Origin of the sequence: Caballeronia cordobensis, from assembly GCF_001544575.2 — a bacterium.
Lineage (GTDB): Bacteria > Pseudomonadota > Gammaproteobacteria > Burkholderiales > Burkholderiaceae > Caballeronia > Caballeronia cordobensis.
The window spans coordinates 490,178-514,325 of sequence record NZ_FCNY02000002.1 but is presented as its reverse complement, the minus strand read 5'-3'; the positions used below and the strand labels follow the sequence as shown (position 1 = coordinate 514,325).

Below are 24,148 nucleotides of genomic sequence, written 5' to 3'. Positions count from 1 at the left end.
CAGCATCCCGCCTGTCATACCGCTTCAGGCGGCGAGAACGGATTCGTCGACATCCACGACGAGCAGCGAGCTCGCCAGCGGATCGGCGTAATTGAAGTCGAGCAGTCGGCTCATGTCGCGCACGCGTTCGCACACGCGGTCGCGCGCGGCTTCGGGCAGATGCGGATAGTCGCGCAGCACTTGCGCGTCGAAGCGGTAATGCACGCCCCACGCGATGTTGCCGGGATGATTCGCCACGCCGCCCGTGCGCCAGCTCACGAACAGCGCGGGCGCCGACTCGTGCCCGATTTCCGCGACGTCGGCACCGCTCGGAAACAGATCGATGAGGCAATTCGCGACGTCGTACAGCACCGCGTGCCGAAGATGAATGGGGCGCATCATGTCGAGTGCAGCAATCGGTCGATGTACTCGCGCGCCGCCCGCTCCACATGTTCCAGCGCTTCTTCTTCGGTCGCAAAGCGCTGCTCGGGCCCGAGATCGACGAGCGCCTCGAAGCGATGCACGTCGTCCGGTCCGCCACGCGCGAGGCTCACTGAGCCGACGTAGATCGGCGCCCCGCCATCGCTGCCGCTTTCGCCTTGTGTTTGCACGAGCCGCGCCGATGCGCTGATGTAATAGCCTCGATAAGGCCCCGTGACTCGTTCCGCCATGTCTTTCTCTCCCTTTTCGTGCGCGCCGCATGCGCGGTTTCGTGGTTCTCCGGACTGGCAATTCCAACCGGAAGTGCAGTGAAATAAGGCGCGCGATCCGGAAAATAGTTCATCGGCCAGGATGGGCGCATGCGGGCGCGTGCCTTTTGCTTTCGCAAGTGGCGCGCCCGAAGCCACCGCTAACATCCGCTTACGTGTCGCGTAAGCCGCGTATGGGACAATGCACATCTCAAAAAGCGCCCTCGCCGCGAAGCCGCGACGGGCGGCGCGCATCGCCATTCGATCTCACGAGGTAAAGATGAAGGAACCCGGTCGGCGCATGCGCCGTATCTCCGCACGCGTCGCGCATGGCGGCGCCGTTTCGCGTTTCGTGTCGTTGCGCGCGCTCGCACTGGGCGCGGCTGCCGTCGCGCTCGCGAGCCTGGGCGCGTGTGCGTCGTCGAACGAGGCATCGCTCATCAATCTGCCTGACGGACAGACCGGCTACGCGGTCAACTGCAGCGGCGCGGATGCCGGATCGAGCTGGGGAAGCTGCTACGTGCTCGCCGGCAAGAAATGCGGCGCGACGGGCTATGACATCGTCTCGAAGGACAACGAGGAAGGCGGCCCGACCGGCGGCGGCATCAGCAACGTGATCTCGGCGAACGTCAAGAATCGCTCGATGATCGTGCGCTGCAAGTGAGCGCGATCGGGCGCGCCCTTCAGTGCGCGCTCATTTTCGAGAACGCATTGAGCACGACGACGCCCGCGACGATGAGGCCCATGCCGAACATGGCGGGCAAATCGGGCGTCTGCTTGAAGAGCAGCGCGGCGACGAGTGTGATGAGCACGATGCCCGCGCCCGACCACACCGCATACACGATGCCGACGGGCAGCGCGCGCAGTGTCAGCGACAGCAGATAAAACGACAGCCCGTATCCGACCACGACAATGGCTGCGGGAAGCGCGCGCGTGAAGCCATCGGAGGCGCGCAGCGCGGACGTCGCGATGACTTCGGCGACGATCGCGATGGCGAGGAGCACATAAGCGGTTGAGCGCATCGTGTTGTCGTATTCGTTCGTTTGTCGTTCGTCGTTTGTCGCTTGTCGTTTGAAGCGATGGCCTTCACTCGTGTCCGAGCGACAGCTTGCCGAAGTTTTCGCCGAGCACGGCGCACAGTGCCTCGACGACCATCTGATGATCGTCGCGCTGCGGCAGTCCCGACACCGCCACCGAGCCGATCACGCCCGCGCCTGCGACGCGCAGCGGAAACGCGCCGCCATGCGTGGCGAACTCGGCGGTTTGAAGGCCGTACTTCTCGGCGAGCGTCGTGCCCGCCTGCTGCAGCGCGAGGCCGAGCGCATACGAGCTGCGGTGAAAATGCTCGACGGTGCGCGACTTGCGCTCGACCCAGCGCGCGTTGTCAGGCGTGGTGCCGTCGAGCGCGAAATAAAAGAGCTTGCGGCCGAATGTGCGCACGTCGATCACGACGGCCGCATCGCGCGCCAGCGCCATCTCGCGCAATTGCGTGCCGATCTGCCATGCATGGTCGGCATGGAACTGCGGGAACACGAGCGTGCGCTCCTGATGCGCGATGGCCTGCAGAACGTGTGGAATGTCCATGAGCGGGCGACTCCTTTTGCGTGTAGCTGGATTGGGTGGGCGCGTGGGGATGCAGCGCCGCATCTTCGCGATTTTGACATGCGCATGCGATGCGGCCACGTGCGAGTCGGCCATGAACCGGTGCAAATGCGACTTCGGCGGCAAGGTGTCGAAGGTGTCGGCTTCGTGGCGATGCACCAAAATTTGTGCTTGCTGCAAGCTCAGTTACATCGCCGCTCAATGCGCCCGGCGCATAGGTGGAGCGTTCAAGTGGCGGGGCTAGCCGTCCTCCCTTTCTTTCGTCACCGCTATATACGATTTGAGCGCCGGTTGCTGAATCGCGAGTAGAAGCAATGACGCTCCCCCTAATTTACGGGCGAATTCGTCATCCAGCTTTCCGCCGTGTTCGGCAATGGACCACGGCATCACCATTGAGGCGGCTCGCAAATGTTCGATGGCCGCGCGATCAACAGTGCAGGTTTCGATCTGGTTGTTATCCTCGTCGTAAGCAATAACGACACAGCGCGGTTTTGTTTTCATCCCACGGCCCTCCCTCTAAGACAGTTTGAATATCGCTGCATAGCCCTTTCTTTGCAGACGCTCCAGTATCTCTTGTCCATTGCGGCGTAGGCGCTACACTCGGCCATATCTAAGTCGTATCCGAGTTCGCACTCAGCTTCTTCGGCTGGTGTCAGAAAGATCCCCGCGACGTCTTGTCCCTGATCTAATAACCCGTCCGGATGGTATTCAAACGGCTGCGCATCGCCTAGCAGCGAACCGCTGTCGCCGTCGTCAATTCCGTCGAAGCTTTCGAGCATCGAGTCGCCGCCGCTGTCGTCGTCCGAACCCGAATCACTGAGCACGGCTCCGACCACTGCTTCGGCAACGCCTGGCCAATCGAAACCGCTACCGCCGCGAGTGGCTCCGCTATGACTGATTGCGTCACTCGCGCCGGATGCGAAATCGTGCACGGAACCGAAGCCCGATTTGCCATCGACGCGCTTCAATGCCGCGACTTCGCGTAAGTCCGAGAGCGCGTCGCTCTTGGCTCTGAAGCTGACGCCGGCGCCCGGTTTCGGCCAGGATTGTGGCGCATACCACTTGTACACCTCTTGCCCGCTCCACCAGAATCGTTTGCGATTAATCGCAGGCACGAGACGGCCATCCTGAACCGCGCGGCGCAACACGCGCGTGATGCCGTCACCATCGACAGGTAGGTCGCGACTCGATATCCGCAATTCATGACGGATAAAATGGACATACTGGCGGAATTCAGTACTCAGGTAAATGCTGCGTCGATCGATACGCGGCCGAAACAGCCGGTCGAAATCGCGCCGATCCTGCGCGATCTGTCTCTCCTGCTCTTTCTCCTTATCGCTGCGCTCTTCGTAGGACAGATCTCCGTATGGGTGAGTCCGCCACATATACCAGTCAATCTGATGAAATTCGCGTCGAGTCATCAGCGTGCATTGCCAGCCGAAGCCGCCTGACAGCGGCACATACAGCGCATTGAACGAGCGGCCCCATTTGGGAAACGCCATGTCACCTCCAGTTTGAATAGGAGTGCCAATCCTATCGGGCCGTAAAACGATCGTTCGCAGCTATCGTTTAAAGCCACGAAATTTGACGCGGAGGCCCCCAGCGAAAGAAGGTGCGCGGGGTGAAAAGGCAGGAATGGCTGTCCAGTCCCGTGGCGAGTCGCTCGCGGCGGGTGATACAGCGTTTGCAGGAGACCAGAAAAGTGAAAAGGGCTACCGCGAAAACACGGTAGCCCTCTGAATTCTTTGGTTGCGGGGGTAGGATTTGAACCTACGACCTTCGGGTTATGAGCCCGACGAGCTGCCAGACTGCTCCACCCCGCGTCCGTCGAAGAAAAGATTATAAGCCATCACTTAGTTGGGCGCAATGCCTCGTTTGCTTCGAAGCGAAGAAAAGATAGTGAGGCTGCGTCGAAGCATCGCGCTGCGCGTCGAAGTGCATCGAAACACGCGTGGCATAATCGTTTGTTCATCATCGTATCGAGCGCGGCATGCAGCACTTGCGTCGGAGCATCATGAAGAAGATCGGCGGGTTCGCGGCACTATGCGCGATGCTGCTGCTTTCGCTCGCGCCCGCCGCATCGCAGACGCTCGAACATGCACGCATCGAATCGCTGCTTGCTTCGGTATGCGCGACGAATGCACAAGCGCCGCAGCATGCGCAACACGGCGTCGCCGATCATCTGCGGGCATGCGACTACTGCGACCTCATCGCGCACGCGCCCACACCGCCCTCGTCTCTCGATACAGCCGGCTTCACATTCTCGCCGCGCGAGGTTTTCACTGCGCCCTTGCGCGCCGACGCGCCGCGTCGCGCGTGGCTCGCCTTTGCGCAACCGCGCGCCCCGCCCGCTGTCGCCTGAGTTGCGCAGGCGCACGCACGCCTTCCATTTGCTCTCTCGCACACATCGCTCGATGACCGAACGGCTTCGGGCACGCAAGGACACATCATGCTTTCATCATCGATCATGCGCGGCGCGCTCGCCCTCGCATTCATCGGCTCGGCGCAACTCGCGTTCGCGCATGCGTTGCCGAAGATTCAGAACCCCGGCCCCGGTGCGACCGTCGGCGCGCCGCATGAAGTCGCGATCGACTTCGGCGAGGCGCTCGAACCGACCTTCAGCAAGCTCATCGTCACCAATGCTCAGGGCACGCAGGTCAACACGGCGAAATCCATCGTCGACGCCAACGACAAGAAGCACATGAGCGTCGCGCTCGGCGATCTCGCCCCGGGCGTCTACAAGGTGCAATGGACCGCGGTCGCGGCGGACGGGCATCGCACGCAAGGTCACTACAACTTCACCGTCAAGTGAGAACAGAATGAAAAAGATCGCTGTACTCGCAAGCGCGCTCGCCTGCGCTTCCTTCGCTCAGGCCGCGTCGCTCGAAGCCCGCGACTGCTGGGTTCGTGCGATGCCGCCGAATCTGCCTTCGTCGGGCTACTTCACCGTCGCGAACAACGGCGACAAGCCCGTCACGATCACCGCCGCCGCAACGCCCGCGTTCGGCATGGCGATGATGCACAAGTCGGAAACCAAGAACGGCACGGCGACGATGTCGCATGTCGAATCCGTCGATGTGCCCGCGCACGGCACGCTGAGTTTCGCGCCGAAGGGCTATCACCTGATGCTCGAAGAACCGGGCAAGCCGCTCAAGGTCGGCTCGACGATTCCCCTCACCCTCACGTTCGCGGACAAATCCACGCTCGACGTGAACTGCGCGGTGAAATCGGCGGCGACGGTCGGTCAATAAACGTCATCCCCAAAAGCGAAGCGCGCCGGGCTCACACCCGGCGCGCTTTTTTTGCGCTCGACGACAAGCAGACCGTCAGTGCTTGCTGAACAGATCCATGATCTGCTTGCGCTCGTCGGTCGTGACTGGCGGCGCGGGCGGCGCCTGCATGCCCGCCGGACCGACGCCGCCCATCGTGGTGGCGTCGCCCGCCATCGGATTGGTGTTATCCAGCCCGATGCTCGCGACGAAGCCCGCGCCCGGCGTGCGGTCCGCGTAGAACAGTTCGCCGTCGACGGTCGTGATGCCGTCGGGCTTGGCCATCTGCTCCTGCGGAATGCCACGCAGCGCGCGTCCCATGTACTCGACCCAGATCGGCAACGCCAACTGCGCGCCGAACTCGCGGCTGCCGAGCGTCTTCGGCTGGTCGTAACCCATCCACGCCACCGCGACGAGCTGCTTCTGATAACCCGCGAACCAGCCGTCTTTCGCGTCGTTGGTCGTGCCGGTCTTGCCTTGCAGGTCGTTGCGCTTGAGCACGTTGGTGCCCGAACCCGTGCCCTGCGACGCGACCGTATGCAGCAGGCTGTTCATGATGTACGCGTTGCGCGGCTCCAGCGTCTGCGGCGCGTTGCTGCCGGCGATAAGCGGACTCGCGCGCGAGATCACGCTGCCGCGCGCATCGGCGACATCGGCGATCAGATACGGATTGATGCGATAGCCGCCGTTCGCGAACACCGAATACGCGCCCGAAAGCTGCAACGGCGTGACGAGCCCGGCGCCGAGCGCAAGCGGCAGATAAGGCGGCGTCTTGTCCTTGTCGAAGCCAAACTTCTGCGTGACGAAGTCCTGCGCGTAGTTCGTGCCGATATACGACAGGATGCGGATCGACACGAGGTTCTTCGACTTCTGCAGACCGGTGCGCATCGACATCGGGCCGTCGGGCTGGTCGTCGTCCTTCGGCTCCCATGCGTCGCCGCCGCCCGCCGCCGGGAAGTACAGCGGCGCATCGTTGATGATGGTCGCGGGTCCGATGCCCTTGTCGAGCGCGGCCGAATAGATGAACGGCTTGAAACTCGAACCCGGCTGACGCCATGCCTGCGTCACGTGATTGAACTTGTTCTTGTTGAAGTCGAAACCGCCGACGAGCGCGCGAATCGCGCCGTCCTGCGGCGTCATCGACACGAGCGCGCCTTCGACCTGCGGAAGTTGCGTGATCTGCCAGTTGCCCTTGGCGTCCTGCGTGAGGCGCACGATCGAGCCCGGCTTGATCGCAAGCGCCTTCGACGCGTTGCTGCGCAGCCCCGCCGCCGCGAAGCGCAGGCCTTCGCCCGAAACGTTGGCCGTATCGCCGCCGACGAACTGCGCCGTCACCTGCTTCGGGCTCGCAGCCGTGACGACCGCCGAAACGAGCTCGCCGTTGTCGGGATGATCGACCAGCGCGTCTTCGATCGCCTCGGCGCGGTCGTCCGCATTCGACGGCAAGCTGATGCTGCCCTCCGGCCCGCGATAGCCGTGACGCCGCTCGTAATCCATCACGCCCTTGCGCACGGCTTTGTACGCCGCGTCCTGATCGGCGGAATCGATCGTCGTCGTTACCGTGAGGCCGCGCGTGTAGGCCTCTTCCTTGTACTGCGCGTACATCATCTGCCGCACCATTTCGGCGACGTACTCGGCATGCACGCCGTATTCGGTGCCGCCCGACTTCGTATGGATTTCTTCCGCGGCGGCCTGATCGTACTGTGCGCGCGTGATGAAGTTCAGATCCAGCATGCGCTTCAGGATGTATTGCTGACGCACCTTCGCGCGCTTCGGATTGACGACCGGGTTATACGCGGACGGCGCTTTCGGCAGGCCCGCGAGCATCGCCGCCTCGGCAAGCGTGATGTCCTTCAGATCCTTGCCGAAGTACACGCGCGCCGCGGCCGAAAAGCCGTACGCGCGCTCGCCCAGATAAATCTGGTTCATGTACAGCTCGAGAATCTGGTCTTTGGTGAGCGCGCGCTCGATTTTGTAGGCGAGCAGCATCTCGTAGACCTTGCGCGTATAGGTCTTCTCGCTCGAGAGGAAGAAGTTGCGCGCGACCTGCATCGTGATCGTGCTCGCGCCCTGCGATGCGCCGCCGTGCATGAGGTCGGTCACGCCCGCGCGCAGGATGCCGATGAAGTCCACGCCGCCGTGATCATAAAAGCGGTAGTCCTCGATCGCGAGCACGGCCTTCTTCATCTGATCGGGGATGTCCTGAAAGCGCACGAGACTGCGGCGCTCTTCGCCGAATTCGCCGATCAGCACGTGGTCGGCGGTATAGACGCGCAGCGGCACCTTGGGCCGATAGTCGATCAGCGCGTTGAGCGACGGCAGATTCGGCTCCATGACGACGAGCGCGTACCCGACGATGAGCGCGCCGACCACCGCGCCGATGGCCGCGATGCCGCCGAACCATAGCGCGATGCGCGCCCACGGCGAGCGGCGGTTGCGATCGTTTCTGTCGTTGCGGTCATGACGACCGTTGCCGCCATTGCGACCGCCGCGGCCGTTGCCGCCATTGCCATCGCGTCCGCCGCCGTCAGCGTGCCTGGCATCGTTGAGGCTGTTCCAGCGGGGTTCGCGATCGTGTCGCGAGGATCTCGATGAGTCGGGTCGTTTGATGATAGGCATGACTGGGTTCGTTGGCGCGCCGTGAAGCGCGCGCGCTGCCGCGCTGCGATGCGCCGTGTGCGTGGCGCTACTGCAAAGACGGGACGAGCAAATGAGCGGGCCGGCTTACACCGAGCGTAACAGGCCATTTTAAAGAATTCGGGGGCGCCACTACAAAACCGCCGGAGATTTTTTGTAAGTAAATGACGCGCGGCGGCGGAATCGGCATGATTCGAGGAGTTACCCACAGAAAGTGTTGAGAGCCTTGTGGACAACCGTATGAGAAAATACCCAAGTCGTTGAACGCGCGCCTTTTTTGCGCGACGCTCATCGCGCGTGATGCGGGGTGGGCCACACCCACGTCCGCGCACAAACCGATATGATGGATGAACGGATCGCAGGTTCCCGGCCACACCGCGAGAGCCCGCCGTTGCGCTGTCGTGCCGTTGTTTGATGAACCGAAGTCGCGATCGCCGTTACGATCGCCTTACTGTTTGCGAGCCGCTCATGACGACCAAACCCAGCGAACGCATCGTTGTTTTCGTGACTCCCGCGCAGAAGATGGCCATCAGCCAGACGGCGGACACGCTCGGCATCAGCGTGAGCGAACTCATGCGGCGCGCGGTGCTCAACTTCAACGCGACGAGCGAGCAGATCAAGGTGGCCGGCATCGTCGACCGCCTGCGCGCGCCGAAAGCACCCGATGCGCTCAATGCCGCGCTCAAGAGCGTCGCCGCGAAAGCCGCGGCGCGCGAAGCCCGCGAGGCGGCGGCGAGCGCGACCAAGCGGGCCGCGCAGGCGCGCAGCTTGCCACGTTCGCATCCCGCGCCGGCTGCATCCGAAGAAGAAGTCGAGCACGACACCGATCCTGGCGACGACGCCTCGCTCACCGACGGCACGCGTTCCGGACGCTGACCGCCGCGCATCCGTGCTTCACGCCATCGGCGGGACGCGTCGCGGCATCGCACGTCCATGTCGTTACACTCCTTAACCTTCATTAAGTCCCGATTAAGTCGCGGCATGATCTAATGAGCGGGTAAACCCGGTGCGCGCGTCGTCGCACTGCGCGCTTGCAATCCCGCGCGTTGCGCCTCACATTCGAGCCGCGTGGCACGCAGGCGGGCGCGCACCCCGCCGTCTTCATCCAGGAGAAATACATGTCGCTTTTCGATTCCATCACGCGCACGGTCAAAGGCCTCTTGAACGACGCCGCCGACACCATGCAGGACCCTTCGCGCGACGCTCGCCAGATCGTGCGCGAGCTCGACGAAAGCATCGCGAAGGCGGAAAACTCGCTCATCGAGATCGAAGCGCAGGTCGCGACGCAGCAAAGCAAGCGCGACGCCGCCAACGACAAGGCGAAGAAGTACGAAGACGGCGCGAAGCGCGCGCTGCAGTCGGGCGATGAAGGCCTCGCGCGCGAAGCACTCGCGGCGCAGGCGAACGCCGAAACCGAACGCGACGCGCTCGCGGCCGAACTGCAGACGCTGGAGCCGTCGGTCGATCATCTGAAGAAGCAGATCGCCGACATGCGTCAGCGCCGCAACGATCTCAACGCGCGCTCGAACATCCTTCAGGCGAAGCAGCAGATCGCAACCGCGAAAGATACCGCCGCGACGGCGCTCGGCGGCATCGGCGGAAAAAATCTTTCCGAAGATTTTCAGAAGCTCGAAGACAAGGTTCAGCTCGCCAACGCGCGCTCGGATGCGCGCCTGAATTCGGCCGATCAGAAATCGGGCAAGGCGCTCGACGACAAGCTCGCCGAACTCAATCGCGGGCCGTCCGTCGAAGATCGTCTCGAAGCGCTGAAGAAGCAGTTGAACACGCCGGCGCAGTAAAGGCCGGCATCGGAAAGCGGGCACGCGCCGCGAACTACCTGGCGAGCGGCGCGTCGCACGAATATGCGCTACCTTGTGCAGTACACGATTGCATCGACAGGAGGCGGACGTTCATCGCGTCCGGCCGGTATCATGAAAAAGATGTTGACCGCTCTGGCGTTGTCCTTGTCGCTCGCTTCCCCGCTCGCGTTCGCCGTGCCGACCGCGCAGCAGGTCGAGCAGTCGATGACGCAGGGCAACTGGCAAAAGGCCGACTCGCAACTGAGCGAAGTGCTCGAAGCGCATCCGAAAAACGCGCACGCGCATTATCTCTACGCGCAGGTGCTCGACCGCGAAGGCCGCTACAGCGACGCGCTTTCGCATCTGCAGCAGGCGAAATCGCTCGATCCGTCGCTGAGCTTTACGGACCCGTCGCGCTTTGCGGCCACGCAAGCCCGCATTCAGGCCGACGCGACGCGCGCCAGCATTTCGCCGCGCTCCGACAACGGCACCACACGCGGCACGACGGGCACGGTCACGCAGAATCCGTTCAATCAGAATCAGGCCGCCGCGCCCGCGCAGCAAAGCCACGGCCTCGGCATGGGCGCGTGGATCGGTCTGGCGGTGCTGATCGCGGCGATCGCATTCGTGCTGCGCTGGGGCCTGCGCCGCGCCCGCACGCGCGACGACGGCCGCGCCGACGATGACCGCCGCGCCCAGCTCAAACGCGCTACCGAATTGCTGAACGACGTGCGCACGCTCAAGCTCGACGTGCGGCTCTCCACAGCGCCGGGTCACGAAGCGCTGCTGCGCGACGTGGAAGGCGCGGAGACGCAGTTGCGCGAAATGGTCGAGGCGTTGTCGAACGCGAAGAATCCGGTGCCGCCCTACGCTATCGAAGATCTGGAGAATCAGGTCGAGAGCCTGAAAGCGCGCGCTGAAGGCCGGCCCGACCCGAACGCGCAGAATTACGCGCCAAACGGCGCACCGGGCGGTTCGCCGTATGCGCAGGAAGCGGAACGCTTTGGACGCAACCAGCAGCAGCCTTATCCGCAGCAAGGGCCGTATCCTCAGCAAGGGCCCTATCCGCCGCAGCAAGGCCAGCAGCCGCCCGTCATCATCCAGCAAGGCGGCGGCGGGTTCGGCGGCGGCATGGGCGGCCTGCTTACCGGCGTGCTGCTGGGACAGGCGTTGTCGCACGGCAGGGATCGCGTGATCGAGCGCGACGTGCCTGTCGATCGTCCGTCGAACGACAATGGCGGTCTCGATTTTGGCAACGGCAACGACAACGGCGGCGGCGGCCTGGACTTCGGCAGCGGCTCGAACGACTGGAACGACAACGGCGGTGGCGGCGGCGGTGGTCTGGACCTCGGCAGCAACGACGACGGCTGGCGCGATTCCTGAGTTTTGCACGCCAGCATGAATGTGAAGGCCCCGTTTGCGCGGGGCCTTCGTCGTTTCGGCGAGGAAAATTAGCGCATCAGCCGCCGCCGCCGAGAAAGCGCAGCAACGCCCACAGAAACTTGAAAAAGCCGACGACGAATTCCCAGATGCGCTCGAGCTGATCCCAGCCCGCGACGCGCAGGATGGCGTGCAGGATCATGCCGCTGCGGCCTCGCGCGCGCCGGCGCGTTCATGCGCTGATTCAAGCGTCGTTTCAAGCGTGATCGATACAGGCATCGGAAAAAAAGAAGGCGGCTCGCGCCGCCTCCTGTCGCTATCGCAAAAACCAGATGATAACCGGTCGCGCGAGTCGCTCTGCCGATGCGAGACTCAACCCGCCCCGCTTTCGGGCGGCACCTCGTCCGTGAGCGCTTCTTCCAGCCGCTTGAAAATGCGCTTCGTCGCGCCGCGCGGCTGGAGCGCGAAGAGCAGCAGCGAGCGGCCCGTCACCTGATACACGTCGTCGGAGCCGAACTCCGGCAACTCCTCGCGAATCGGCGCGTTCGTGTCGATCAGGCAGATCCATTCGTCCGGACCCGGAATATCGGGCAGCGTGAAATCGACCACGTCGTGATACGCGTTCACGATGAGCAACAGCGTCGCGTCCGAGGCCGGCTTGCGGATGCCGGTCGCCTGCGCGCGTCCGTCGATGACGAGCCCGAAGCAGCGCATGTTCGGATCGTCCCATTGCTCCTGCGTGAGCTCGTCGCCGGTCGTGCCGAGCCATCTGACGTCGGCGACCTGCAAGTCCTCGTGATACTCGCCCGTGAGAAAGCGCTGGCGCCGCAGCACCGGCAGCGTGTGACGCAAGGTCGTCAGCTTGCGCAGGAATTCTGTGAGCGCGCGCCCATCGTCGTCGATGTCCCAGTTGACCCAGCTGATGTCGTCGTCCTGACAGTACGCGTTGTTGTTGCCCTGCTGCGTGCGGCCGAATTCGTCGCCCGCGAGCAACATCGGCGTGCCTTGCGAAAACAGCAGCGTCGCAAGCATGTTGCGCTTCTGGCGCTCGCGCAGCGTGCGAATCTCGGGGTCGTCCGTCGGGCCTTCCGCGCCGCAGTTCCAGGACTTGTTGTCCGAGTGGCCGTCGTTGTTGTCCTCGCCGTTCGCCGCGTTGTGCTTTTCGTTGTACGACACGAGGTCGTTGAGCGTGAAGCCGTCGTGCGCGGTGATGAAGTTCACGCTCGCCCACGGCCTGCGCCCGCGCTTGTTGAACTTGTCGCCCGATGCGGTCATGCGCGTGGCGAGCTCCGGCGCGATGCCTTCGTCGCCCTTCCAGAACTCGCGCACCGTGTCGCGATAGCGGTCGTTCCATTCCGCCCAGCCCGGCGGGAAGCCGCCGACCTGATAGCCGCCCGGCCCGCAGTCCCACGGCTCGGCGATGAGCTTGACGCTCGACAGAATCGGATCTTGCCGGCACGAATCGAGAAAGCCGCCGCCTTCGTCGAAGCCGTACGGCTCGCGGCCGAGAATCGTCGCGAGATCGAAGCGGAAGCCATCGACGTTCATCTCCGTCACCCAGTAGCGCAGGCTGTCCGTGACCATCTGCAGGACGCGCGGATGCGAGAGGTTGAGCGTGTTGCCCGTGCCGGTATCGTTGATGTAATAGCGCGCTTCCTCCGGCATGAGCCGGTAGTACGACGCGTTGTCGATGCCGCGAAACGAGAGCGTCGGCCCGCGCTCGTTGCCTTCGGCGGTGTGGTTGTACACGACGTCGAGAATCACTTCGAGCCCGGCTTCGTGGAGCCGGTCCACCATTTCCTTGAACTCGGCGATGACACCCGGCCCGCGCGCGAAGTAACGCGGATCGGCGGCGAAAAAGCCGATCGTGTTGTAGCCCCAGTAGTTCGTGAGGCCCTTGTCGAGCAGATAGCTGTCGTTCACGAAGGCGTGAATCGGCAAGAGTTCGACCGATGTCACGCCCAGACTCTTGATGTACTCGACCACTTCCTTCTGCCCGAGCCCTTCGAACGTGCCGCGCATCGACTCCGGAATCGCCGGATGCCGCTTCGTGTAGCCGCGCACGTGCGTCTCGTAGAAGATCGTGTGCTCCCACGGCACGCGCACGCGCGTGGGGTGCGTCCATGAAAAGGTCTGATCGACGACCTGACACTTCTGCATGAACGGCGCGCTGTCGCGTTCGTCGAACGTGAGATCGTCGCCTTCGGCATTGAGCGTGTAGCCGAAGACGGCCGGGTCCCACTTCAGCTCGCCGACGTGCGCCTTCGCGTACGGGTCGAGCAGCAGCTTGTTCGGATTGAAGCGATGCCCGGCTTCCGGCTCGTAGGGGCCGTGCACGCGGTAGCCATAGACCGTGCCGGGCTCGAGACCGTACACGTAGACGTGCCAGACTTCGTCGGTATATTCGGGCAGTTCGATGCGCTGCGTTTCCTTCTCGCCTTTTTCGTCGAAAAGGCAAAGTTCGACCTTGGTCGCGTTCGCGGAAAACAGCGCGAAATTAACGCCCTTTCCGTCCCAGGTCGCGCCGAGCGGGAACGGCGAGCCTTCGGCAATGCGGAGTTCGTTCGGCATGAGATGATGTCTTCGATAGGATGACGCACCGGGCGTCGGGAGTGCACGTTGGCATTGCGGGGCTTCAGGCGGATCGTGAGAAGCACTTCTTATGCCCGTGCGCTTATGCCCGTGCGATGGGCCCGCGCGTCATCCGCTGCGGGCCGTGGGCGACGCCCCGCCGCTCATGCTTCGGACGCGTCGAGTGTAAAACGTTCCGCCTGGGAGCGCCGAATGCTGGGCGTCCGACCAACGTCCTACCGCCGTCCGCCACGTTCCGCACCGCCGAAGGAGAAGACGCCTTGTCCACACGCCCCGACACCTCCGCGAATTCCCCGGTCGACGGCACGGCTGAAGCAAGCCGGGCCGCCGGCCGCGCGCTGCGCGACGCCATCGCGTTCGACGCACACGGCGCCTGGACGCCCGCGCCCGACCGGCCCGACCCGGTCGAGCGCGTGCTCGCGGGCAACGCGGGCCGTCAGGAGCGGCTGATTCCGCTGCGCATGCAACGCATGGCGGAGTCGCCGTTCGCGTTCCTGCGCGGCTCGGCGACGGTGATGGCGTGGGACCTGGCCAGGTCGCCGTCGATCGGGCACAACGTGATCATCGACGGCGATGCGCACATCAACAACTTCGGTCTCTTTCGCACGCCGCGCCAGGACGTCGTGTTCGACCTGAACGATTTCGACGAGACGCTCGTCGGTCCGTGGGAATGGGACCTGAAGCGGCTGACTGCGAGCATCAATGTCGCCGCGCGCGAAAACGGCGTGGACGCAACGGGCCGCGAGCGCGCGGTGCGCTCGGCGTGCGCGGCGTACCGCACGACGATGGACGGGCTCTGGCAAGTCAGCCCCTACGAACTCTGGCAGATGCGCTCCTATGCGAGCGCGTTGCACATGGACGCGCCGACGAAACTCGATGCGGAGGAGAAAGCCACCATCGAGAAGACCGTCGAGCGCGCGATGAAGCGCTCGCACGCGACGATGCTCGCGAAGATCGCGGAGCCCGCCGGCAAGAGCTATCGCTTCAAGGTCGATCCGCCGATCCTCACGAAGCTCGACGCCGCCGAGAAAAATCATGTGATCGACGGCCTGAAGGCCTATTTGCAGACCATCGCGGGCGAATGGCGGATGATGCTCGAACGCTACGACGTCGCGGATGTCGCGCATCGCGTCGTCGGCGTGGGCAGCGTCGGCACGCGCGCGTATCTCGTGCTGCTCGTCGGGCGCGCGCTCGGCGATCCGCTTTTCATGCAGGTGAAAGAAGGCATCGTGCCCGCCGCCGCGCCCTTCGTGCCGCCGCTCGACGAGCCGTACCGGCATCAGGGGCGGCGCGTCGTGCACGGGCAGCGGCTCATGCAGAGCTCCTCCGACGCCCTGCTCGGCTGGACCACCATCTCCGGCCGCGATTTCTACGTACGTCAAATGAAGCAGATCCGCGGCTCGATCCCGGTCGACTGGCTGCATGGCGCGACCTTCGATTTCTATGCATGGTGCCTCGGGCTGCTGCTCGCCCGCGCCCACGCGCGCACCGGCGACGCCGCGCTCATCGCGGGCTATTGCGGGCATTCGGACCGGCTCGACGCGGCCTATGCGATGTGGGCCGAGCGCTATGGCTCGCAGGTGGTCGCCGACCACGCCGCCTTCTGCGCGGCGATCAGCGTGGGCCGCGTGCCGGCGGCATGACGATCGGTCGGCAACACGCAGCGCGCACGCGCAGGCGGTCCGCAGTCGAATTGACTATCATTGACGGTGCCCGCGATGCGCAGCGTTGCGCGGGTGTTTCAATGGCATAGCCCTTGCTGCCGTCCGAGCCAGCACAAACGTCCAACCCAAAAAACCGGAGGAAGCCGCGCATGAGCATGATTGAGGAATTCAAGAACTTCGCCCTGAAGGGCAACGTCATGGACCTCGCAGTCGGCGTCATCATCGGCGGCGCATTTTCGACGATCGTCAACTCCGTCGTGAAGGATCTGATCATGCCGGTCGTCGGCCTCGCCACTGGCGGGCTCGACTTTTCCAATCTCTTCGTCAAGCTGGGGCAGATACCACCGACCTTCAAAGGCAATCCCGATTCGTACAAGGATCTGCAGACCGCGGGCGTCGCCGTGTTCGGCTACGGTTCGTTCATCACGACGCTGATCAACTTCATCATCCTCGCGTTCATCATCTTTCTGATGGTCAAGTTCATCAACAATCTGCGCAAGCCGGCCGAAACGGCGCCCGCGGCAACGCCGGAAGACGTGCTGCTGCTGCGCGAAATCCGCGACGAACTCAAGAAGTCGCCGCGCGTCTAGGCGGACAAACCCGCTCGATTTACGGGAACCCGCGCCGCGCGCGCGGGTTTTCCAGATTGCCACCCCGCCCCGCTCGGTGCGCCCACCCGCTTTTTTCTTCATGAAAGCTGTTCGCGCGGGTAGCAGCAGGACTATTATTGGGATAGATGCTCAGAGGGATGCCAAGCGGGCCGCCAAACGGTCATCGGCACGAATCGTGCGCCAGCAACGTGCACCGGCGGCTAACGGTCACGAAAAATGTCAGGCCCGATTCACCGTGACCTAATCACATCGATGCGCTATAAAAGATCGACGTGCGGCGCGCCAAGACGGGAGTGGCCGCATGAGGACGCTGCGTTTCTTGCAATTCTTTTTCAGGCGAGTTTTTATGTCCTTCCCGAAAAAGCGTAAACGCGTGAAGGCCGACGGCGACGAGTCTTTTCTCGCCGTGGTTCGGCATTTCAAGCCATTTGGTCAGCTAGACACGAAGATCGCCCGCGCTCGCGCGCAGGACGAACCGGTTCTGTACGCGCATGTGCTGCCGGGCCTCGATGTGCTTCTGTGCAGCGTACGGGGCGCGCAGCCGCCGTATCCGGCCATCGACGAGCTGCACAGGCGCTGTGTTGAATCGATCACGAATGCGCTCGAACAGCCGCTCGACGGTCTCGAGAATGGCGGCTACTGGTACGAGGCGAACGGTTTCGGTTTCCTCGTGTTCGCGAGCCGTGCGCGCGCGCAGATCCTGAGCGAATTCGGCGCGACCGTTTCGGCGCGCAGACGCCGCGGCGCCCGCCGCCAGGATGCGGGCGATGCCGCATCGCGGCCGCTGCGTTGATCCCTGCGTGACCTTTCCCCGCGGTACCGGATGCGTGCGAGCCTCTTTCACGAGGCTCGCCGCGTGCTCGCGCGCTTCGCGCAAACCCCGACTATTCCCCGGCGCTTTCCTGTCCTTTAATGGAAGCCACGCGCGACGAGCGTGATGGCGCGTGCCTTGCTGCATCGGTATTGCAAGCTTCTTCGGGCGGCAGGACGCGCCGCCTGAGCCGATTCATCATGCCCCGAAGGACATCCCCTCGGGGACTACAAGGAGAACACCATGTCGGAACACGTCTATAAGCAGATCGAACTCACTGGTTCCTCGCCGCAATCGAGCGACGACGCCGTGCGCGTCGCACTCTCGAAGGCGTCGAAGACGCTGCGCAACATGCACTGGTTCGAAGTGGTGGAAACTCGCGGACACGTCGAGGAAGGCAAGATCCTGCACTGGCAGGTGACGATCAAGGTGGGACTGCGCATCGAAGACTGACGCTTTTGCCGAGGTCATGAAAAAACGCGCCTCGCTGCGAAGCGAGGCGCGTTTTGCTTTGGAACGGAAAAGCGCTTACTTCGGCAACGAGCCGTCGACGCCCTCGACATACCAGTTGATGCGCTGCAATTCCGGATCGGTGAGCGTCTTGCCGGCCGGCACCTTCTCCGCGCCCGACTGGTCCTTGATCGGACCGCTGAACACATCCCACTTGCCGGTATGCAGTTCGTCGCGCTTCGCGGCCACTGCCTGCGCGGCCTTCGCGGGAATCACGCCGGTGTTCAGGTCTTCGAGATCGACGGCCTTCTGCGGAATGCCGAGCCATACCGGGTCGTTCTTCCACTTGCCGTCGATGACCTTCTGGATGACGTCGTTGTAGTACACGCCCCAGTGCGCGACCACCGAGCCCAGATGCGCGCTCGGGCCGAACTTCTTCATGTTCGAATCCCAGCCGAACGCGTAGACCTTCTTCTCGGCGGCGGTGTTGAGCGTCGCGTTGGAGTCGGTGTTCTGCAGGAGCACGTCCGCGCCCTGGCCGATCAGCGTCTCGGCGGCCTGCTTTTCCTTGCCCGGATCGAACCAGCTATTGATCCAGATGACCTTCGTGTGGACCTTCGGATTCACCGAGCGCGCGCCCATGGTGTACGCGTTGATGTTGCGCACCACTTCGGGAATCGGCACCGAGGCGACGAAGCCAAGCGTGTTGGTCTTCGTCACATAGCCCGCGGCGACGCCCGCGAGATACGCGCCCTGATACATGCGCACGTCATAGGTGCCGAAGTTCTTCGCCTTCTTGAAGCCGGTCGCCGTGAGGAAGATCGTGTCCGGGAAATCCTTCGCGACCTTCAGCGCGAAATCCTGATAGCCGAAGCTCGTGGCGAAGATCACCTTGTTGCCCTTGTTCGCGAGATCGCGGAAGACACGCTCCGAGTCCGCCGATTCCGGCACGTTCTCCACGCGCGTGATCTTGATCTTGCTGCCGTACTTCGCTTCGGCTTCCTTGCTGCCGGCGTCGTGCGCGAAGGTCCAGCCCGCATCGCCCGGATTGCCGAGATAGACGAACGCGACGCCCGGCGCGTCGGCCGCCTGCGCGCCCGTCGACAGCGCGGCGACGGTGGCGGACAGCGCGACCGTCGCGGTGATCGCCTTAAGCCACGGTTTATTCATTGTGATTCTCCTGGTCGATGTTGTATGTGAAACGAGGTTGCGCGTGATTGAGTGTGGTCGGCCAAAAAAGCGGACGAAATCGGGTTCGCTAGCTCGCCGCGAAAAACGGCTTGCCGAGCGAGGCCGGCGCGTTGAGCTTGATCGTGTTCGGATTGCGCGAGATGACCACGAGCACGACGATGGTGGCGAGATACGGCAGCATCGCGAGGAATTGCGTGGGCACCGGCACGCCGACGGCTTGCGCGTAGAACTGGAGCGCCATCACCGCGCCGAAGAGCAGCGCGCCGATCAGGAGCCGCCCGGGCCGCCACGTCGCGAACACGACGAGCGCGAGCGCGATCCAGCCGCGCCCTGAAGTCAGTTGCTCCTGCCAGACATGCAGATAGACGATCGAGTAATAGCCGCCCGCGATGCCCGCCATCGCGCCGCCGAAAAGCGTCGCGCCATAGCGCACGCCGACGACCGGAAACCCCACCGAGTGCGCCACCGATGGCGATTCGCCGACCGACCGCAGCACGAGCCCCGCGCGTGTCTTGTAGAGAAACCAGCCGATCGCCGCGAACATGGCGAACGCGAGATAGCCGAGCGGCGTCAGCGAGAACACCGCGGGGCCGAGCACGGGGATCGACGCGAGGCCGGGAATCGGCATCGCGTCGATGGTCGAGCGCACCGCGGCGGAGGTGTACGGCTTGCCGATATACGCCGAGAAGCCGATGCCGAAGATCGTCAGCGAAAGGCCTGTTGCGACCTGATTGGCGAGCATCGTGATGGTGAGAAAGCCGAAGAGCAGCGCCATCGCGAGCCCGGCGAACACCGACGCGACGATGCCGAGCCACGGGCTGCCCGTGATCGCCGTGACCGCGTAACCGGTGACGGCGCCCATCAGCATCATGCCTTCGACGCCGAGATTGAGCACGCCCGACTTCTCCGCGACGAGTTCGCCCGCGCCGGCGTACATCAGCGGGATGGCGGCGACCACGGCGCTCGACGCGAGATTGCTGGCTTGATTGATATCCATGTTCCACCCTCTTATGCGGCGTGATGCGCGCTCGTCCTGCGCCTGACGCGGTAATTCACGAACAGATCGCAGCCGAGCAGACAGAAGAGCAGCAAGCCCTGAAACACGCCCGCGAGCGCTTGCGGCAGTTGCAGCGACGTCTGCACCGCTTCGCCGCCGAGATAAAGCAGCGCCATCAGCAGGCTGGCGAGCACGATGCCCACCGGATGCAGCCGCCCGACGAACACGACGATGATCGCCGTGAAGCCATAGCCCGGCGACCAGCCCGCCTGAAGCTGGCCGATCGGCCCGGCGACTTCGCCCATGCCGGCGAGCCCCGCGAGACCGCCTGAGAGCAGCAGCGAGGTCCAGATCGTCTTCTTGTCGGAGAAACCGGCGTAGCGCGCGGCGAGCGGCGCAAGACCGCCGACGTTCATCCGGAAGCCCGCGAAGCTCTTGCGCATGAAGAGCCACACGAGCGGAATCGCGATCGCCGTCAGAAACACCGACGCGTTGATGCGCGTGCCCTTGAGCCAGGTCCAGTGCCAGTCGCCGTAGAGGCGCGGGAACAAGGCGTCGTCGCCGAACATCGCCGATATCGGGAAGTTCATGCCTTCCGGGTCGCGCCACGGGCCGCTCACGAGATAGATCAGCAATTGCGTCGCGACGTAGGTGAGCATCAGGCTCGTCAGGATTTCGTTCGTGTTGAAGCGGCTCTTGAGCAGCGCGGGAATCGCCGCCCACAGCATGCCGCCGACGACGCCGCCCGCCATCATGAGCGGCAGCGTCCACCAGCCGGAGGCGTCGCCGGCGTGAATCGCGATGCCGCCCGCGACGATGCCGCCGAGCAGCATCTGCCCTTCTGCGCCGATGTTCCACACGTTCGCCCGATAGCCCACCGCGAGCCCGAGCGCGATCAGGCACAGCGGCGACGCCTTGAGCACGAGCTCGGACCAGCCGTTGACGCTGGCGAGCGGCTCGATGAAGAACGCGTGCATCGCGCGCAGCGGGTCCTGCCCGACGAGACTGAAAATCAGAAAGCCGATGACGAGCGTCGCCACGGCGGCGACGACCGGCACGGCAAGCTGCATGACGCGCGAGGGCGTCGGGCGCGCTTCGAGTCGATAGGGAAAGGTCATCGGCTTAATGCTTGAGAAGTGAGTCGGGTTCGGCTGTGGGCGCGGCCTTGCCGTCGAAGAGACCGGCCATGAAGAGGCCGACTTCCTCCGCGTTGGTTTCGCTCGTCTTGCGCACGGGTGAAAGCTTGCCGCGCGCGATCACGGCGAGCCGGTCGCAGATATCGAACAGTTCTTCGAGCTCTTCGGAAATGACGAGGATCGCGACGCCGCGCGCCGACAGATCGAGCAACTGCTGACGGATGAAGCCCGCCGCGCCGACATCGACGCCCCAGGTCGGCTGCGCGACGACGAGCACTTTCGGCTCCTGGAGAATCTCGCGCCCGACGATGAACTTCTGCAGATTGCCGCCCGACAGGCTTTGCGCGAGCGCATGGCTGCCGCCGCAGCGCACGTCGAACGACTCGATGCAGCGCTGCGCGAATGCCTTCACCGCGTTCGCCCTGATCCAGCCGCCGCGCACCAGATTTTCGCGATGCGCGGTGAGCAGGCCGTTGTCGGCGAGCGACATCGCGGGCACCGCGCCGCGGCCCAGCCGTTCCTCGGGCACGAACGCGAAGCCTCGGCGGCGCCGGCCGCCCGCGCTGAGACGCGCCGCGGGCTTGCCGCAGATCGACACGGCGTCGGCGGCGACGTGTTTGTCGCGGATCTCGCCCGACAGCGCCGCGAGAAGCTCCGCCTGACCGTTCCCCGACACGCCCGCGATGCCGAAAATCTCGCCCGCATGCACGGCGAACGAGACGTTGTCGAGCGAGGTGCCGAACGGATCGGGGCTCGCCACCGACAGATTTTTCACTGCGAGGCGCACGTCGCCCGGCCGGTGCTCGCGCCGCGTGTAGTCGGGCAGCGAATGGCCGACCATCAGTTGCGCGAGCGACGCCTGCGTTTCGCGGCGCGGATCGACATTGCCGGTCACGCGCCCGCCGCGCATCACGGTGGCGTTCTCGCAAAGCGACTGGATTTCGTCGAGCTTGTGGCTGATATAGAGAATGCTGCAGCCCTCCGACGCGAGCCGGCGCAGCACCTTGAAGAGCTTCTGAACGGCCTGCGGCGTGAGCACGGAAGTCGGCTCGTCCATGATGAGCAGCCGCGGGTTCTGCAACAGACACCGCACGATCTCCACGCGCTGGCGCTCGCCGACCGTGAGGCTGTGCACGTGACGCTGCGGATCGACATCGAGCCCGTAATCCTTCGACACGTCGCGGATGCGTTTGCCGAGCGCTTTCATGTCGAATTTATCGTCGAGCGCGAGCGCGATGTTCTCGCCCACCGTCAACGTCTCGAACAGCGAGAAGTGCTGGAACACCATGCCGATGCCGAGCTTGCGCGCCGCCGCCGGACTGCCGATTTCCACGGCTTCGCCCTGCCAGCGGATCTCGCCTTCGTCGGGCCGCACGGCGCCGTAGATGATCTTCATCAGCGTGGATTTGCCCGCGCCGTTTTCGCCGAGCACGGCGTGGATTTCGCCCGGCATGACGACGAGATTCACGCCGTCGTTCGCCTTGACGGACGGATACTGCTTGCTGATGCCGGACAACGCCAGGCGCGGTGGCGTCGTCGACGTGAGGATGGCGTCGCCCATTGAGATCCAGAAATGCGCCCGGCCACCGAGCAGGCCGGGCTGGAAAAAGTTACCGATCAGGAGCCTGAGACACCGTTATGTCGCACGAACTCATATCGCGGGCAGAATTTACAGAATTCGAGACTCGAAGTCGATAACTCAAAATTAGGTGTTGTATGGCGTCAAGCCACTATTTGCGGGTAACTCACACCTTGACGAAATTTTCGCGTCATACTAAAAATGATATGTCGCACCCCTGCGTCGATCAGCCAGAACATATAGTGGAGATAACATGAGTCAGCAACGCGAGGCGATCGATACGTACTTATTGCGCGTCTTGCATACCCTTCTGATGGAACGCAGCGTGACGCGCGCGGCCGTCAAGCTCAATCAGTCGCAACCCGCCATCAGCGCCGCCTTGCGCCGGCTGCGCGACATCACCGGCGATCCGCTCCTCGTGCGCGGCAAATCCGGCATGGTGCCAACCGAATATGGCCTGCGTCTCCTGGAACCGACGCAGAACGCGCTGCGCGAGATCGAGCGCATCAAGGTTCAGCAGCACAACTTCGATCCTTCCACGTCGGTCCGGTGCTATCGCATCGGCTGTCCTGATTATCTGAACGTGCTGTTCGTGCCGACCGTCGTCGAACGATTCCGGCAGGCCGCGCCCAACGCGACGCTGGAATTTCATTCGCTCGGTCCCGCGTTCGACTACGAGCTCGCGCTGGAGGACGGCAAGCTCGACATCGTCGTGGGCAACTGGCCGGAGCCGCCTGAGCAGTTGCATCTTTCGAACCTGTTCGTCGACAAGATCGTGTGTCTCGTCAGCAACACGCATCCATTTGCGAAGCGTGGCGGGCTGACGCTCGATCAATACCTGAACGCACCGCATCTTGCGCCGACGCCTTATTCGGTCGGCCAGCGTGGCGCGATCGACGTGCATCTCGCGCGTGAGCGGTTGAAGCGTCATGTCGTCGTTACGCTTCCGTACTTCAATCTCGCGCCTTATGTGTTGATCAAGTCGGATCTTGTGTTCACGACGACGCGGTTGTTTGCCGATCACTATGCGCGGTTCCTGCCGCTCGCGGTCGTGCCCGCGCCGCTCGATTTTCCACCTATGCAGTATTACCAGTTGTGGCATGAGCGGTGTCATTATTCGGATGAGGTGCGATGGTTGCGAGGGCTTGTTGCTGAGGCGACCCGGTCGTTGATCGATCAGCCTTGAGCTTTTTCGTCGTGGAACCTGTTTTCGTGTTGGTCTATTTGCGCTGCCCCTCCCCGGGGCGGGGGTAACTTTCTTTGCTGCTGCAAAGAAAGTCACCAAAGAAAGCAGCTTTCTCACCGCCCGCGGTCACACGCACGTTGGCCACTTTTCTCCTCCTAGGCGGCACTCGCCTAAGTGTCGCCCCCAAAGGACCCATCGGGCTTGGATCGCGCACGGTCCGTCACATCGCGCCGCTTAACAAACCGGTACAGCCATTTCAAGTTCCGGCCCGCTTCGCGGCCGACCGGTGAATCAGGTGCGCGGGTGCGCGCGCTTCTTTCCTGCCGGTTTCCCCTGCATACTCCGCGGCAGCGCGTAGCGCTGTGCCGGAGCTATTTCGTGCTGAACCAGCGCCCTTTAGGTGCTGGCTTGTCAGACCGTGCGCGATCCAAGCCCGGCACGGCAACGGGAACACTCGCTACTCTGGGTTCCATTCACCCAATCGCCTGTGCCGCGGCCGGCGTGAAGTGCTTAGGCTGGGGAGAGCTGCTTTCTTTGCCTACTTTCTTTGCAGCAGCAAAGAAAGTAGGTGCCGCC

General features: G+C 63.6%; 24 protein-coding genes, 1 tRNA gene and 1 pseudogene. 12 read left to right on the top strand and 14 right to left on the bottom strand.

Features of this window, described 5'->3' with window-relative positions:
- Positions 1-24: 24 nt before the first annotated feature.
- Positions 25-381 (bottom strand): hypothetical protein, encoded by a 357-nt coding sequence (locus tag AWB70_RS06030; protein ID WP_014191194.1) that lies wholly within the window; start codon positions 379-381, stop codon positions 25-27.
- Positions 378-650: a hypothetical protein gene (locus AWB70_RS06025; RefSeq protein ID WP_014191193.1), complete on the bottom strand. Its 273-nt coding sequence runs from the start codon at positions 648-650 to the stop codon at positions 378-380. The genes AWB70_RS06030 and AWB70_RS06025 overlap by 4 nt, the downstream gene beginning before the upstream one ends.
- Positions 651-948: 298 nt before the next feature.
- Between AWB70_RS06025 and AWB70_RS06020 the strand changes: the two genes are divergently transcribed.
- Positions 949-1,332 carry a hypothetical protein gene (locus tag AWB70_RS06020; RefSeq protein WP_053568020.1) on the top strand — a complete coding sequence of 128 codons (384 nt, stop codon included), beginning with the start codon at positions 949-951 and terminating at the stop codon, positions 1,330-1,332.
- A 19-nt stretch (positions 1,333-1,351) separates the two neighbouring features.
- Here the strand turns inward: AWB70_RS06020 and AWB70_RS06015 are convergent, their stop codons facing one another.
- The 5 genes from AWB70_RS06015 to AWB70_RS05995 form a co-directional block, all read right to left on the bottom strand.
- Complete coding sequence (locus AWB70_RS06015) at positions 1,352-1,690, bottom strand: DMT family transporter (protein ID WP_014191191.1); 339 nt, start codon at positions 1,688-1,690, stop codon at positions 1,352-1,354.
- Between the two features lie 64 nt (positions 1,691-1,754).
- Entirely contained in the window at positions 1,755-2,252 is a 498-nt protein-coding gene (locus tag AWB70_RS06010) for a heme-degrading domain-containing protein (protein ID WP_014191190.1), read from the bottom strand.
- A 258-nt stretch (positions 2,253-2,510) separates the two neighbouring features.
- Positions 2,511-2,771, bottom strand: coding sequence for a hypothetical protein (locus AWB70_RS06005; protein ID WP_053568019.1), 261 nt, complete (start codon positions 2,769-2,771; stop codon positions 2,511-2,513).
- On the bottom strand, positions 2,768-3,772 hold the full coding sequence (locus AWB70_RS06000; RefSeq protein ID WP_060854059.1) for a hypothetical protein: 1,005 nt from the start codon (positions 3,770-3,772) through the stop codon (positions 2,768-2,770). The genes AWB70_RS06005 and AWB70_RS06000 overlap by 4 nt, the downstream gene beginning before the upstream one ends.
- Before the next feature lie 244 nt (positions 3,773-4,016).
- Positions 4,017-4,093: transfer RNA gene (locus AWB70_RS05995), tRNA-Met, on the bottom strand.
- Positions 4,094-4,284: 191 nt separating this feature from the next.
- Between AWB70_RS05995 and AWB70_RS05990 the strand changes: the two genes are divergently transcribed.
- The 3 genes from AWB70_RS05990 (at position 4,285) to AWB70_RS05980 (ending at position 5,521) form a co-directional block, all read left to right on the top strand.
- Complete coding sequence (locus AWB70_RS05990; RefSeq protein ID WP_235024146.1) at positions 4,285-4,632, top strand: DUF2946 domain-containing protein; 348 nt, start codon at positions 4,285-4,287, stop codon at positions 4,630-4,632.
- 87 nt (positions 4,633-4,719) lie between these two features.
- On the top strand, positions 4,720-5,082 hold the full coding sequence (locus AWB70_RS05985; RefSeq protein WP_014191188.1) for a copper resistance CopC family protein: 363 nt from the start codon (positions 4,720-4,722) through the stop codon (positions 5,080-5,082).
- Between the two features lie 7 nt (positions 5,083-5,089).
- Positions 5,090-5,521 carry a copper chaperone PCu(A)C gene (locus AWB70_RS05980; RefSeq protein WP_053568016.1) on the top strand — a complete coding sequence of 144 codons (432 nt, stop codon included), beginning with the start codon at positions 5,090-5,092 and terminating at the stop codon, positions 5,519-5,521.
- 75 nt (positions 5,522-5,596) lie between these two features.
- Here the strand turns inward: AWB70_RS05980 and AWB70_RS05975 are convergent, their stop codons facing one another.
- Positions 5,597-8,158, bottom strand: coding sequence for a penicillin-binding protein 1A (locus AWB70_RS05975; RefSeq protein WP_053568015.1), 2,562 nt, complete (start codon positions 8,156-8,158; stop codon positions 5,597-5,599).
- A 486-nt stretch (positions 8,159-8,644) separates the two neighbouring features.
- Between AWB70_RS05975 and AWB70_RS39170 the strand changes: the two are divergent.
- The 3 genes and pseudogenes from AWB70_RS39170 to AWB70_RS05960 form a co-directional block, all read left to right on the top strand.
- Positions 8,645-8,872: pseudogene (locus tag AWB70_RS39170) on the top strand (plasmid mobilization protein); the annotation flags it as partial.
- A 422-nt stretch (positions 8,873-9,294) separates the two neighbouring features.
- On the top strand, positions 9,295-9,975 hold the full coding sequence (locus AWB70_RS05965; protein WP_014191184.1) for a PspA/IM30 family protein: 681 nt from the start codon (positions 9,295-9,297) through the stop codon (positions 9,973-9,975).
- Between the two features lie 132 nt (positions 9,976-10,107).
- Positions 10,108-11,358, top strand: a complete 1,251-nt coding sequence (locus tag AWB70_RS05960; protein WP_053568013.1) for a tetratricopeptide repeat protein — start codon at positions 10,108-10,110, stop codon at positions 11,356-11,358.
- A 76-nt stretch (positions 11,359-11,434) separates the two neighbouring features.
- Here AWB70_RS05960 and AWB70_RS39515 read toward each other — a convergent pair whose 3' ends face one another.
- Positions 11,435-11,557, bottom strand: coding sequence for a hypothetical protein (locus AWB70_RS39515; RefSeq protein WP_255724164.1), 123 nt, complete (start codon positions 11,555-11,557; stop codon positions 11,435-11,437).
- A gap of 170 nt (positions 11,558-11,727) precedes the next feature.
- Entirely contained in the window at positions 11,728-13,926 is a 2,199-nt protein-coding gene (glgX, locus tag AWB70_RS05955; RefSeq protein WP_045450458.1) for a glycogen debranching protein GlgX, read from the bottom strand.
- A gap of 281 nt (positions 13,927-14,207) precedes the next feature.
- Between glgX and AWB70_RS05950 the strand changes: the two genes are divergently transcribed.
- The 4 genes from AWB70_RS05950 to AWB70_RS05935 all read left to right on the top strand — a co-directional run bounded on the left by AWB70_RS05950 (position 14,208) and on the right by AWB70_RS05935 (position 17,486).
- Complete coding sequence (locus AWB70_RS05950; protein ID WP_053568012.1) at positions 14,208-15,590, top strand: DUF2252 domain-containing protein; 1,383 nt, start codon at positions 14,208-14,210, stop codon at positions 15,588-15,590.
- A gap of 170 nt (positions 15,591-15,760) precedes the next feature.
- Positions 15,761-16,201 carry a large conductance mechanosensitive channel protein MscL gene (gene mscL, locus AWB70_RS05945; protein WP_014191180.1) on the top strand — a complete coding sequence of 147 codons (441 nt, stop codon included), beginning with the start codon at positions 15,761-15,763 and terminating at the stop codon, positions 16,199-16,201.
- Positions 16,202-16,523: 322 nt separating this feature from the next.
- Entirely contained in the window at positions 16,524-17,015 is a 492-nt protein-coding gene (locus AWB70_RS05940) for a hypothetical protein (RefSeq protein WP_014191179.1), read from the top strand.
- Positions 17,016-17,276: 261 nt separating this feature from the next.
- Positions 17,277-17,486 (top strand): dodecin, encoded by a 210-nt coding sequence (locus tag AWB70_RS05935; RefSeq protein ID WP_014191178.1) that lies wholly within the window; start codon positions 17,277-17,279, stop codon positions 17,484-17,486.
- Between the two features lie 75 nt (positions 17,487-17,561).
- Here AWB70_RS05935 and AWB70_RS05930 read toward each other — a convergent pair whose 3' ends face one another.
- From AWB70_RS05930 to AWB70_RS05915, 4 genes are all read right to left on the bottom strand, one after another.
- Positions 17,562-18,653 (bottom strand): BMP family ABC transporter substrate-binding protein, encoded by a 1,092-nt coding sequence (locus tag AWB70_RS05930; protein ID WP_045450457.1) that lies wholly within the window; start codon positions 18,651-18,653, stop codon positions 17,562-17,564.
- Positions 18,654-18,741: 88 nt separating this feature from the next.
- On the bottom strand, positions 18,742-19,671 hold the full coding sequence (locus AWB70_RS05925) for an ABC transporter permease (protein WP_053568011.1): 930 nt from the start codon (positions 19,669-19,671) through the stop codon (positions 18,742-18,744).
- Between the two features lie 11 nt (positions 19,672-19,682).
- A complete protein-coding gene (locus tag AWB70_RS05920) occupies positions 19,683-20,789 on the bottom strand; it encodes an ABC transporter permease (RefSeq protein WP_053568010.1) in 1,107 nt (368 codons plus the stop codon).
- Between the two features lie 4 nt (positions 20,790-20,793).
- Positions 20,794-22,368 carry an ABC transporter ATP-binding protein gene (locus AWB70_RS05915; RefSeq protein ID WP_053568009.1) on the bottom strand — a complete coding sequence of 525 codons (1,575 nt, stop codon included), beginning with the start codon at positions 22,366-22,368 and terminating at the stop codon, positions 20,794-20,796.
- Between the two features lie 271 nt (positions 22,369-22,639).
- Between AWB70_RS05915 and AWB70_RS05910 the strand changes: the two genes are divergently transcribed.
- Positions 22,640-23,572 carry a LysR substrate-binding domain-containing protein gene (locus AWB70_RS05910; RefSeq protein ID WP_008349998.1) on the top strand — a complete coding sequence of 311 codons (933 nt, stop codon included), beginning with the start codon at positions 22,640-22,642 and terminating at the stop codon, positions 23,570-23,572.
- The last annotated feature ends 576 nt before the right edge of the window (positions 23,573-24,148 follow it).